Annotated in this window: 10 protein-coding genes; 8 read left to right on the forward strand and 2 right to left on the reverse strand. The window is 44.3% G+C overall.

Annotated elements, in window-relative coordinates:
* Positions 1-121: 121 nt before the first annotated feature.
* Both OCV88_RS05805 and OCV88_RS05810 read right to left on the reverse strand, forming a co-directional pair.
* On the reverse strand, positions 122-1,804 hold the full coding sequence (locus OCV88_RS05805) for an acyl-CoA dehydratase activase (RefSeq protein ID WP_158424634.1): 1,683 nt from the start codon (positions 1,802-1,804) through the stop codon (positions 122-124).
* A 2-nt stretch (positions 1,805-1,806) separates the two neighbouring features.
* Complete coding sequence (locus OCV88_RS05810; protein WP_158424635.1) at positions 1,807-3,078, reverse strand: 2-hydroxyacyl-CoA dehydratase subunit D; 1,272 nt, start codon at positions 3,076-3,078, stop codon at positions 1,807-1,809.
* Between the two features lie 252 nt (positions 3,079-3,330).
* Between OCV88_RS05810 and OCV88_RS05815 the strand changes: the two genes are divergently transcribed.
* The 8 genes from OCV88_RS05815 to OCV88_RS05850 all read left to right on the forward strand — a co-directional run bounded on the left by OCV88_RS05815 (position 3,331) and on the right by OCV88_RS05850 (position 13,231).
* Complete coding sequence (locus tag OCV88_RS05815; protein WP_158424985.1) at positions 3,331-4,461, forward strand: DUF362 domain-containing protein; 1,131 nt, start codon at positions 3,331-3,333, stop codon at positions 4,459-4,461.
* A gap of 53 nt (positions 4,462-4,514) precedes the next feature.
* Positions 4,515-6,470 carry a bifunctional metallophosphatase/5'-nucleotidase gene (locus OCV88_RS05820; protein WP_158424636.1) on the forward strand — a complete coding sequence of 652 codons (1,956 nt, stop codon included), beginning with the start codon at positions 4,515-4,517 and terminating at the stop codon, positions 6,468-6,470.
* A 213-nt stretch (positions 6,471-6,683) separates the two neighbouring features.
* Complete coding sequence (locus tag OCV88_RS05825) at positions 6,684-6,947, forward strand: TM1266 family iron-only hydrogenase system putative regulator (protein ID WP_158424637.1); 264 nt, start codon at positions 6,684-6,686, stop codon at positions 6,945-6,947.
* Positions 6,948-6,971: 24 nt separating this feature from the next.
* The gene (gene hydE / locus OCV88_RS05830; RefSeq protein ID WP_158424638.1) at positions 6,972-8,039 is read left to right on the forward strand and encodes a [FeFe] hydrogenase H-cluster radical SAM maturase HydE; all 1,068 of its coding nucleotides are present in this window, start codon (positions 6,972-6,974) and stop codon (positions 8,037-8,039) included.
* Between the two features lie 13 nt (positions 8,040-8,052).
* Positions 8,053-9,279 (forward strand): [FeFe] hydrogenase H-cluster maturation GTPase HydF, encoded by a 1,227-nt coding sequence (hydF, locus tag OCV88_RS05835; protein ID WP_158424639.1) that lies wholly within the window; start codon positions 8,053-8,055, stop codon positions 9,277-9,279.
* A gap of 148 nt (positions 9,280-9,427) precedes the next feature.
* Complete coding sequence (locus OCV88_RS05840) at positions 9,428-10,417, forward strand: hypothetical protein (protein ID WP_158424640.1); 990 nt, start codon at positions 9,428-9,430, stop codon at positions 10,415-10,417.
* Positions 10,418-10,495: 78 nt separating this feature from the next.
* A complete protein-coding gene (locus OCV88_RS05845) occupies positions 10,496-11,200 on the forward strand; it encodes a response regulator transcription factor (RefSeq protein ID WP_158424641.1) in 705 nt (234 codons plus the stop codon).
* Between the two features lie 3 nt (positions 11,201-11,203).
* Positions 11,204-13,231, forward strand: a complete 2,028-nt coding sequence (locus tag OCV88_RS05850) for a HAMP domain-containing sensor histidine kinase (protein ID WP_158424642.1) — start codon at positions 11,204-11,206, stop codon at positions 13,229-13,231.
* Positions 13,232-13,243: the final 12 nt, after the last annotated feature.

Here is a 13,243-nt window from a genome sequence, read left to right on the forward strand (position 1 = left end):
ACATAAAAAACGCTCCGCTGATGATGGCACTGCGGCGGAATGGAGTCATGTCGCAAAAGCGACCCGCCGCAGGCGGAGAATATGCGAGTAAATAATCTGGACGGGATTTCTGACTGTTAAATTAGAGCCGTTCAAGACCAAATAGGGCAGCTCCCAGAGCACCGGTAATTTCCGGTTCCTCGCTGATAAATATTTTTTCACCCAATAGTTCTTCTAGAACTTTTACAACCCCTGCGTTTTTTGCAACCCCTCCAGTCATCATATATTGTCCCTTGGGGTTTACCCTCCGGATCAGAGACATTGCACGGCCGGCAATTGCTTTGTGCAGTCCATGGGTGATATCGCTTATTTCTTTATTCTGTGCAATCAGCGAGATCACTTCGGATTCGGCGAAAACAGAACACATACTGCTGATTTCTATATCCTCTTTCCAGTTCAGAGAGACAGGTCCTAGTTCCTCCGTGGAAATTTCCAGGGTTTTAGCCATCATTTCCAGAAAGCGCCCGGTTCCGGCCGCGCATTTGTCGTTCATGACAAAGTCAGCAACTTCCCCCTGATCATTTAGGCGGATTGCCTTAGAGTCCTGTCCGCCAATATCAAGAATAGTATGTACTGCAGGATTCAAGAAATGTGCGCCCTTTGCGTGGCAGCTGATTTCGGTAACAGATTCATCTGCGAATGGGATACTGACCCGGCCGTATCCGGTAGAAATAATGCCGGTAAGGTCCTCTTTGCGCAAATTGGAGATATCCAGGATATCATGAAGGATTCTCTCTGCGCTGTTTGTGCTTTTAGCACCGGTCCGGATTACTTTGGAAGCAATGATTTCTTTATTTTTATTTATAATGACGGCGTTGGTTGAAGTGGAGCCGCTGTCAATGCCAAGTATATACATAGGACTGCCTTTCGATAAGTTATAATGAGGTTTCTGAACAGTATTGTTTTTTGCTGTCCGGAGAGCTTCAATAAACGCTTCTGTTCTGGTTCTGATCTGACCTTCGCACTGGAGGGAGGAGTCAGTTTCTACCAGAATGACAGGGAGATCTGTGCCGGCTTTTAATGTCTGGTATTCATAAGAATAAATATCACAGAACTTAATGGTATGATATATAATTCCGTCCAGCCGGTCCCGGAAACCATCTATAAATTTCTGCCGCCCGGAAGCTTTCATCATGCGCATGCAGGGAATTTGATTCAAAAGCGCATTGGCATAACTATTTATGAGATTTTGAGGATTCACCTGATAAGAGCGGCTGATGCCGGTGCATGTCAGATCAAACAGCACTTCCGTATGCATTTCCTCTAAAAGATGCTTCAGCACTTTGGGAGGGCGCGCCCCGGCCAGTCCGATGCGGATATTATAATCCGGCCGGGGGATTGTTTTCAGCTTTTCGGCTTCGGCTTTTCTTGCAATGGTATCCATAAGGCTTACAGGTGAAAAGGTTTTTTGACTGAATTGTTCATAGGCTTTTATCATAGCCAGTATCTGTTTTTCATACAGGGAGGTTGCAAATTCATTTACCTTGCGTGGCAGATCCAGCATATAAATGAACTTGTCCGGATACCGGCGCTTTAATGTGTCGTAAAGCCGGCGCATGCTGTCACAGCACGTTGTAAAAATAATACCTTCATAGTCCTGCAAGATGGCATCCTCCAAAACTGCTTTTGAAAAAGAACACATATTAGAGTGCATGAGGGTGTCAGCCTGCTGAAAGTTAGAGACAGATGGCTCAATACACCGAATCTCTACATTCAGCCCTTCAAATATTTCAATGGGGGTATATTTACATACATATCCCAGCATAATTACACTCCTTTATTTTGCTTTAATAGTTCCAGAAACGCTTCCAGACGGGTCCTGATTTGACCGTCATGGCTGTTTCGGCGGTCCACTCCGTCGCCGTCTAAAATCAGCAGCGGAAGGTTGTGTTTCTGCATGGTTTCCCGAAGCAGCATGGAACCTCCGGATGACTGTTTGCATCCCCAGTGGCAGAAATTGATAACCCCGTCAGCCCCCAGTTTTTCTGCGATAGATGCCGCCAGATCAGCTTTTTTTTGATAAGAGCCGTTATAAAGATTGCAGATCATTTTTTTTGCCAGGGCATTGAGCGGCTGTGATGCGTCAAGAGGCTCCAGGTAATCCAGATTCATTTCCGTGCCAAGTATCTGATAGTTATCGTTTAAGTTAAAATACTCTTTCAGCGTATTCTGGTAATAGGGAAACAAATGAATCCAGAAAAGCTTCTGCCCGGTGAACGGAGGTGCTGTTTTTACCTCTTCATACATCGTACGGAAGAAATACAGCATTTCCGGTGTACCGATGCTTAAATGTGTGGCAAACAGCATAAACATCTGCAGGGTTAATGTGGATGGATAGTCTTTGTGTGCAGATACACGTAAAAAATCCAGATAGTACTGACGGGACAGATTTTCCCGTTCTAGGATGTATGACAGCTCTTTTAAATCCAGCGTTTTGTGGAACGTATCTTCCAGCATGGCAATCATTTCTTTTAATTGTATTACTACATAGTTCTGACTTTCTTCTGTAAATTCTTCCGGTATGTCAAGCATATAGCATGGAACATTGTGCTTTTGGGACAGATGGCGGAAGGTATTAACATTGGCATCGCAGATCATTGAAGTTGTGGTGGCAAAAGCCGCCGGAGGAATCAGACCTGAATCAATGGCACCGATAAAAGTTTTGTGATAGGAACAGAGTGTGGAAGCAATGCCTTCACTTTCGGCAAAATCAATAAGGGCATCCTCTATGTAAAAGCCTGAAAGATAAGAAGACAGGGCTTCGGCGGAAAGACAATACAGCCCAAAACACTGCAGGATTTCCACAGGTGTAAACAAATTGACCCAGGCTGTCCGGCCCGGGTGTTTTAATGCACATAAAACATTTCCGATGGCATAGTTGTTCAGGTATTGATAAGCTTTTGGAATGCGTTTATCCATCAAATATCCTGTCCGGAACTGCTCTAGGCGGAGCCCTGCTTTTATCATACGGAATGCGGCAGACGGATGCCCGGCGGCGGTTTTCTTTATTATATTTCCATAAGTTTTTATTATCTGCATATTGATCCCTCACTTCCTGGCAGGCATTTATTGAGCCTATTATTATAAAAAATAAAAAAAAATTCAAGAGTTTTTGTAAAAAAACTTTGACTATCAAAACATTCAGGCTGAAAATGAAAGATCTTGGGTTTCTAAAAAGGCTGTGCTATGATAGCAATAAGAAAATGGAACAAAATGTATATCGCTGATGCAGACTGCACAGGCAAAGCATCTGCATTTGCAGGATTTTTTGTGGAAGGAGAAATTAGTACTATGGAATTATCAAAGGTATATTTTACAACATTTAAAACATCATTTCGTGAAAATCTTTTGCAGAAATTAAATCGTCTGATAAAAACTGCAGGAATGGGGAATATTGATTTTACAGATAAATATGCGGCAATTAAAATTCACTTTGGTGAATATGGAAATCTGGCATTTCTGCGGCCTAATTATGCCAGGGTGGTGGCCGATGCTGTTAAGGAGTTAGGGGGCAAACCTTTTTTGACAGATTGCAATACACTATATGTAGGTTCTAGGAAAAATGCTCTTGACCACATAGAGACAGCTTATATGAATGGATTTACGCCCTATGCTACCGGATGCCATGTGATCATTGCGGATGGCCTGAAAGGTACCGATGAAGTTTTGGTCCCCGTTGACGGTGAATATGTAAAAGAAGCTAAAATTGGCCGCGGACTTATGGACGCGGATATCCTTATTTCTCTCACTCATTTTAAAGGCCATGAAGCTGCCGGTTTTGGCGGCGCATTGAAAAACATCGGTATGGGAGGCGGCTCAAGAGCAGGGAAAATGGAGATGCACAGCGCCGGAAAGCCCTTTGCTGTACAGAAACGCTGCGTTGGCTGCGGCTTTTGTACCAGAGTATGCGCCCATGATGCAATTACAATTACGGATAAAAAGGCGTTTATAGACCATAATAAATGTGTTGGCTGCGGCAGGTGTATCGGAGTCTGTCCAAAAGATGCCGTAACAGCTCCTAATGATGAGACAAATGATATTCTGAATTGTAAGATTGCAGAATATACTTATGCTGTCTGTAAGGACCGGCCCTGTTTCCACATTGCCCTGATCTGTGATGTATCACCATACTGTGACTGCCATGGGGAAAATGATATTCCGATTATTCCAAATGTGGGAATGCTGGCGTCTTTTGACCCGGTAGCTCTGGATGTGGCCTGCGCAGATCTTTGTAATCAGCAGCCGGTAATTGATGGAAGTGTTCTTGGCGATCATATAAAGAAACAGGAAGAACATAAGCATTTTGATCATGACGAGGATTATTTTGGCCTGACACATCCGGATACAAACTGGAAGTCTTCTATTAAGCATGCTGTTAAGATCGGCCTTGGCAGCGATCAGTATGAATTAATAAAAATATAAAATAAAATGGATTCCCCCAAAACTGTGGTGTTGAGGGATAGGAAGGGGGGAATATGAAACGGCGGAGTTTGTGGACCGCAGCCATCGCTGCTTTTTTTACTTTTCTGGCGGCCTTTTTTTCGGTCTGCGCAGAAGAGCAGGAGGCAAAGCAGCTGCATGTGGTCTTTTCTCACGACATCCATTCCCATCTGGATACGTTTCCAACTGTTGAGGGGGATACCGAAACAATGATTGGCGGCATGGGACGGATGATGACATTTATACAGCAGGAAAAAGAGAGCAGTCCGGATACGCTCTTATTGGACGGAGGAGATTTTTCTATGGGTACGGTATACCAGATGCTTTATGAGACGGAAGCACCGGAGCTTCGCATGTTTGGTTATCTGGGATATGATGCTGTTACCATTGGTAATCATGAATTCGATTATGGGTCAGAGGGACTTGCCAGGATGTTAAAGCGTGCTGCTAAGAGCGGGGAAGCCCTGCCGGAATTTGTGCTGTGCAATGTAAAATGGAAAAAACAGCTGAATCAGGAGCAGCAAATGCTGAAGAATGCATTTGAGGAATATGGAATAAAGCCCTATACTATGATTCAGAAAGGTGATGTAAGAATTGCAGTTATTGGGGTATTTGGAGAAGATGCGCTGGAATGTGTACCTTCTTGTGCCCTGGAGTTTGAAGATCCTGTGAAAGCGGTAAAGCGGACTGTAAAAAAGATTCAGGATGAAGAAGAGGCAGACCTGATTGTATGCCTGTCTCACAGTGGGACCACCGGGAATCCCGAGACATCCGAAGACGAAATTCTGGCGGAGGAGGTGCCTGAGCTGGATCTAATTGTGAGTGGTCATACCCACACAAAACTAAAACAGCCTATAAAGGTTGGAAATACCGCGATTGTGTCCTGCGGCGAGTACGGCAAGCAGATGGGGAAACTGGATTTGGTTCAGAAAGAGGACGGACGCTGGGAGATAAGAGATTATGAACTGGTATCCATGAATAATGAATTTTCTTCCGATCAGGGAGTACTTGAACGGCTGGAGCAGTTTTCTGAACTGATTGACAGGGAATATTTATCCGTATACGGATTCACCAGAGATATGGTTTTGTGTGAGAATCCTTATCTGTTTGCTACAAAAGACGACCTGTATAAAAGTAAAACGGAAAATAATCTTGGCAATCTGGTTTCGGATGCATTTTATTATGCGGCTTGTAAACTGGCGGCAGGAACACCGCCGGCGGATGTAGCGGTAGTGCCCAGCGGATGCGTCAGAGATACTTTTACTACAGGTTCTATTACGGTGGAAGAAGTATTTAAGTCATATTCTCTGGGGACCGGGCCGGACCGCAGGGCTGGATATCCGTTGATTGGAGTGTATCTAACCGGGGATGAGCTTTTAGCGGCGGCTGAGATTGATGCTTCCCTTTCAGACTTTATGAAATCAGCCAGATTGTATGCCAGTGGAATTACGTATACCTTTAACCCCAACAGGATGATTTTGAATAAGGTAACCCGGGCAAAGCTTATTAGACAGCCGGCAGCTCCATGGCAGGGAGCCGGCGGCACTGCCTATGAAGAAATCAGAGATGATGAACTATACTTTGTAGTTTCAGATCTGTACACCGGACAGATGTTAAAAGAGGTGGAAAAGCTGTCTTATGGTATTTTGTCTGTGACGCCAAAAGATAAAAACGGGAAAAAGATAGAAGATCTTGAAAGCTGCATTTTGTATGATAAAGATGGTAATGAGATAAAGGCATGGGAAGCGCTGGCGGAGTATATGCTCACCTTTGAGAAAGAGGGAGAGACAAGGGTGATGCCTGCATATTATAAGACAATGCATGGAAGAAAACTGGTGGATAATAGTAAAAGGGCCGCAGATCTTCTGAAAAATCCCAGCAAATATGCAGTTATTATCTGTACCATAGCAGTATCAGCAGGTGCTATTACAGTAGTGGGGGCAGCCGCCGCCGCAAGATGTATTCGAAAGAGGATACGGTTGAAGCGTTAAAAAACTAACGCTTGTAAATCTTAAGATAGAATGATAAGATAGTTCCAAGGTGCACGGACAGATAGAATTCTTACCGCAAACCATAAGTGAAGAATCCATGTGCTGACTGAAAGCAGGGCTGACAGGAAAGCAGATAAGATGATTTATTTTTTGAATTTGTTTATTACCGGCATCCGTTTAGGATGCCGGTTTGTCATTGAAAGGAGAAATTGTTTGGATAACAGAGTGGCAATGATTGCAATTGTAGTAGAAGATCAGAGAAGTGTTGATGAACTCAACCATTTACTCCATCAGTTTTCGCCGTATATTATTGGGAGAATGGGAATCCCCTATCAAAAAAGAGGAATTTCCCTGATTAGTGTGGCAGTGGATGCACCTGCTGATATTATCAGCACTCTTTCAGGAAAGCTTGGAATGTTAAAAGGTGTTGCGGCCAAAACGGTATATTCAAAACTGCCGAAAGAAGCTGTAAAATAGCCGGATAGGCGGGAGAAGTGAAAAATGGACAGGCAGACAGAATTAAAGAAATTGATTGATAAACTGGAAACAGACAGAATGTTAGAAAAAGAAGAGTGGATCAGGCTCATTGATGGCCGGACACCAAAGCTTGCAGCTTATCTTTCGGAAAAAGCAGTAAAAATCAGAAAACGTTATTATAACAATCATGTATTTATCCGAGGACTGATAGAGGTAAGCAATATTTGTAAAAATGACTGTTTTTACTGCGGAATCCGGCGAAGCAACAAGAACGCGGACCGGTATCACCTTACCAGGGGAGAGATTCTGCAGTGCTGCAGGGAAGGATATGAACTTGGATTTCGCACCTTTGTTCTGCAGGGAGGAGAGGACCCTTATTTTTCCGATGCGATGATTGTTCAGATTGTCAGCGCCATTAAATGCCAGCATCCGGATTGTGCAGTGACTTTATCTCTGGGAGAAAAATCAAGGGAGAGCTACCAGCTGTATTTTAATGCCGGGGCCGACAGGTATCTGCTGCGGCATGAGACGGCGGATGAACAACATTACCGAAAGCTGCATCCTGCCTCTCTTTCTCTGGAAAATCGCATGCGGTGCCTGCGGGATTTAAAGGAGATTGGATACCAGACCGGTTCAGGATTTATGGTTGGTTCACCAGGCCAGACTACTGAATGTCTGGCAGAAGATATGCTGTTTTTAAAAGATCTGGATCCTCAGATGGTGGGAATCGGCCCGTTTATTCCACACCATGACACACCCTTTGCCAATGAGAAAAGCGGTACAGCGGAACTGACGCTTTATATGCTTTCACTGCTGCGGCTGATGCTGCCGGGCGTGCTGCTGCCAGCTACAACAGCTCTTGGAACAATAGCGGCAGACGGGAGAGAGCGGGGGATTTTAGCCGGCGCAAATGTAGTAATGCCGAATCTTTCTCCTTCCGGGGTCCGGGCAAAATATGAGCTGTATGATAATAAACTGCATACCGGGTCAGAGGCGGCGGAGTCTAAACTCAGACTCCAGGAACAAATGGAGGCGATAGGCTATACGCTGGTGACAGCCCGGGGAGATTACTGGGCAGACAGGCCCGCATAAAGGAGGAAAAGGAATGAGTTTGAATGCAACACCATCATCGGATCGTGTACATATCGGGATTTTTGGCAGAAGAAATGCCGGCAAGTCCAGCATCATTAATGCAATAACAGGCCAGAGCCTTGCTATTGTCTCAGATGTGAAAGGAACTACTACCGATCCAGTCAGTAAGGCAATGGAATTGCTTCCGCTGGGGCCGGTGGTGATGATTGATACACCGGGGCTTGATGATGAAGGAAAACTGGGGGCGCTGCGTATCAGAAAGAGCTACCAGGTCCTTAATAAGACGGATATTGCCGTTTTGGTAGCAGATGCCGGAAGCGGCGTGGAGGAGCCGGAAAAAAAACTGATTCAGAGGTTTAAAGACAAAAAAATTCCATATGTTATTGCAGTAAATAAATCGGAGCTTTTGAATCAGCAGGAGAAGGAAGCTGTCTGTCATATGCTGCAGGGAGAAAAAAATCTGATTTTTGTCAGTGCAGTTTTGGGTACAAATATCACAGAGTTAAAAGAGCTCATTGCAAAGCAGGCGCCCAAAGAGAATGAGGATCAAAGAATTGTCGGGGACCTGCTAAGACCGTCGGATCTGGCAGTGCTGGTTGTGCCTGTAGATAAAGCCGCACCAAAAGGAAGACTGATTCTTCCACAGCAGCAGACCATCCGGGATATTTTAGAGGCAGATGCAGCGGCGGTTGTCACGAAAGAAAATACATTAAAAGAGACATTAAAAAAACTGGGAGAAAAACCAAAACTTGTGATTACGGACAGCCAGGTGTTTGAAAAAGCATCCGCTGATACTCCAGAAGATATCATGCTTACATCTTTTTCTATCTTATTTGCCCGATATAAAGGAAATCTGGCGGAAATGGTCCGGGGTGTAACCATGCTTGAGCGGTTAAAAGACGGGGATACAGTATTGATTTCCGAGGGCTGTACGCATCACAGACAATGTGACGATATTGGAACAGTGAAGCTTCCGGGCTGGATTTTAAAGCATACCGGGAAAAATATAAAGTTTGCTTTTACCAGCGGAACAGAATTTCCGGAGGATTTAAGTCCGTATGCTTTGGTGATACATTGCGGCGGATGTATGTTAAATGAAAGAGAGATGAAATACCGCATAAAATGTGCGCTGGATCAGGAGACTCCCATCACGAATTATGGGATTAGTATTGCATATATGACAGGCATTTTAAAGCGGAGTTTAGAGCCGTTTCCGGAAATCTTAAAGATGCTTGCATGATGAAAAAAAGACAGGAAAAAATAATAAAGATTTCACAATTCCTTAAGTAGACACCAGTGTAATGCTGTGATATGATTTTAAAAAGAGAAACCAGTGAAAAGGCCCGCTGTATGGGACAGCGGGCCTTTTTTGAAAGGCAGGCGAAAAAATGAGTCCGCAGGATAAAGTAGAAAGAGTATTAAAAGCGATTCACGTAACATTTTCAAAAAGTGAAAGTCTTGAACAGCATCCCGATAAAGTAATTATAGACCGGAAACAGTTTTTAGCGCTTCTAGATCAGCTGAATCAGGGGCTTTTTGAAATGATGGATCAGTATGAGCATACACGCGCCAGCCGTGACCGGGCGGAGCGGGAGTTTAAACACAGGGGAAAAGCATTGATGGATGAGGCTTCGGAAAAAGCAGATGACATTTATGCAGCCTCTGTATTATATACGGCAGATATGCTGGGGAAGGTTCAGGCGCTGATTGATCAGGCCAATGATTCCATGACGGATGTATTCAGAAGTTTTAAAAAGGAATTAAGGGAGCAGAAAGATCTTGTAAAAAGTCACGAGCTGGAACTAGAAGGGCAGCTGAATGATTTGACAGATACAAGGACATATCAGAAGCTCCTAGAAGATGTAAGACGCCAGAACAGGATGAAGGACAGCCAGGAGAGGGAAGAAAACGGGCCGGCGTCTGATACCGGAAAAATGCGGGAGCGGACTTATACCCCCGGAGTATCCCCGGAGATAAAAATCAACGGAGATTATTTTGAAAAGGCGGGGATATCGCCGGAAGATGCAAAAGCCGGGTATGTGCCGCCTTCTGAGGAACCTGCAGCAGAAAAACCGGAAATTAAAATAAATTTTGATGCAGAATATTTTAAAAGGAAAGCAGACGCACGGCAGGAAGAACCTGCTTTAGATGAGCCAGGGGAGGCTCAGAAGACGGAGAAGCCCCAGGAGGAGGGCGTGCAGGAAGTACAGCCAGAAGAGGAAGTGTACACCGTGGATGAAGAGGCCATCCGCAGAGCGGTGCTTGAAGATGAACGGCGGGCGCAGCAGGAGGCAGAAGGAAGCCGGGAGGCTGTGCCTGGCTGGAAAAGCCGCCTGAAAGATCTGATGAAAGAACTTGTTCCAAAAGATTTGGAATAAGAGAAACAAGGTCTGCCAGGAGCAGGCAGCGGAAAAAATGAGAGTTAGCAGAAAACAGACAGGAAGGTGACAACCGGTATGAAAAATATTTTGGTTTGTGATGATGATAAATCTATTGTAGAATCTATAGAAATTTACCTGCAGCAGGAGGGCTACCGCGTGCTGAAAGCACATGACGGCATACAGGCGCTGGAGGTGATGAAGGCAGAAGATATACATCTGATTATTATGGATGTTATGATGCCGAAGCTGGATGGGATACGTACTACATTAAAGATCCGGGAAAACAGCAATATTCCCATTATCATACTTTCTGCCAAGACGGAAGATGCAGATAAAATTCTGGGACTGAATATCGGGGCGGATGATTATGTGGCAAAGCCTTTTAATCCGCTGGAGCTGGTGGCCAGAGTAAATTCACAGATCCGGCGTTATACGAAGCTTGGAAATGCGGCAGAGGAAGATGCCGCGCAAGTGTTCCAGGTAGACGGACTGGTTATTAATGATGATCTGAAAGAAGTAACTGTGGACGGGAAAATGGTCAGATTGACACCTATTGAATATAATATTCTGCTTCTGCTTGTCCGGAATCAGGGAAAGGTTTTCTCCATTAACCAGATCTATGAGAATATCTGGAATGAGGAGGCCATTGGGGCGGATAATACGGTGGCGGTACATATCCGTCATATCAGAGAGAAGATTGAGATCAACCCAAAGGAGCCCCGTTATCTGAAAGTAGTGTGGGGCGTTGGATATAAGATTGAAAAGACATCATCGAGGTAGCGTATGAAAGTAGACAGGAAACGGTATGGAACACTGGTAAAAGCTGTACTGTTTGGCCTTCAGGGGATATTTGCAGTAAGTCTTGCAGTGTTTATTGTGCTTTTGCAAAGCTGTATCAATCAGAATATGCTGAATCTTGGAGATCTGGGAAATTCAGAGTTTGTGGAAAGCGGATATTTTGAACGCACATTTAATACCCAGACGAATAACGTTTTAAGCTATGTGAAAATGCGGCTCAGTTATGAGACAGATGGAAGATTTGATGAGGAACGGGCCAGGGAGGACGGCGCCCAGGAAAGTGAGATTAATCTGTATAAAAAATATCTGAACCAATTTGATAATGGCTCCAGCAATCTGTATTACTGGGTGGGCAGGGAAGACGGAACCTGTCTGTATACAAATATGGACACTGATCTTGGTGAGGAGCGGGCATATGCCCAGGCAGAGGCTCTGGGAGCTTATCTGTATTATGACAGTTCTGCCTATTATTTTGATACAAATGTTGGCGGGATGGAAAATGCATACTACCGCAATATGCGCAAATACAATAATCTGCAGCTGGATAATGTAAAGATTATTATTGGTGTGGACAAGACGTTTCAGCATGAGGATGACTTTTCAATCGCAAAGAAGGAATTTAATAAGCTGTTTCCCTGGGCAAGGATGAGTCTGCTGCTGATTGTGGTCAGCGGTATCGGATGGCTGTTTGGCCTTTGTTATTTAACTGTTGCAGCCGGGCGCAGGAGAGATGATAAAGAGCTTCATCTGGCGAAATTTGATAAGGTAAAAACAGAGCTGGTAGTTGGTCTGATGGTGGCCGGACTGGTGGGGATTGTAGCGCTTGCCATGAAGGTAAGGGTTCAGGATTTTAATACTTCTGGTACGATGATTATTGCCGGAAGTCTTACCTTTGTGGCCGATATGGTATTTATGGCTTTTTATCTGAGTCTGGCAAGACGGATAAAGGCAGAAAAGTTCTGGGAAAATAGTCTGTGCCACTGGTGTCTTAGCGGATTTAGAGAGTTTCTGAAAGAGCGGTATATGTCCGGTAAACTGGTAGTATATTTTTGCTGCCTTGCACTGCTTAGTCTCTTTCTGGGATATCTTGCTTTTGGAAAGGGATATATCTGGTCATATGCGGCCATTGCAGTTGTTATTTTCTGCGTGTTTATTTATCTTTCAAAGTGGATTAGCAGCAGGCGCAGGATTCAGGAAGGTATCCGACAGATTACGGAAGGAAATCTGGATTATAAGCTGGATTTAAAAGAATACAGCGGGACTGAGCGTGAACTGGCAGAAGGTGTGAATCATATTGCGGAGGGACTGTCTAAGGCCATACACGAGAGTGTAAGAGATGAACGTATGAAAGCGAATATGATTACAAATGTGTCTCATGATTTGAAGACGCCGCTGACTGCGATTGTCAATTATGTGGGGCTTTTAAAGAGGGAGAATATTCAAAATGAAAATGCAGCCCAGTATATTGAAGTGCTGGAGCAGAAGGCGCTTCGGCTGAAATCCCTGATGGAGGACCTGGTGGAAGTTTCAAAGATTTCTTCAGGCAATCTGACGCTGCATATGGATGCAATTGATTTTATTGAGCTGATACGCCAGACCGGAGGAGAATTTAATGAACGTCTAGAAGAGAGGGGCTTAAATGTAATCAGTAAATTTCCAAATGAAAGCATGATGATTTTTGCAGACGGAAAACAGCTCTGGAGAGTTATCGGAAATTTATATAACAATGTGGGAAAATATGCGATGCCTAATACAAGGGTATATGCGGAAATATACAGACAGGAAGCGTGGGTAGTCTTTTCCATCAAAAATATATCAGAGGAGCTTGTTTCACTGCCTGCAAAAGATTTGACGGAACGGTTTGTGCGGGGAGATACCGCGAGATCTACAGAAGGGAGCGGACTGGGACTTTCCATTGCGAAAACTCTGACAGAGCTGATGAACGGCAGGTTTGAAGTCAGTATGGACGCAGATTTGTTTTGTGCGGAGGTAAAGTTCAGACGGCTTATATAATATAATATTTGA

The organism is Brotonthovivens ammoniilytica, assembly GCF_025566885.1.
GTDB lineage: Bacteria > Bacillota > Clostridia > Lachnospirales > Lachnospiraceae > Brotonthovivens > Brotonthovivens ammoniilytica.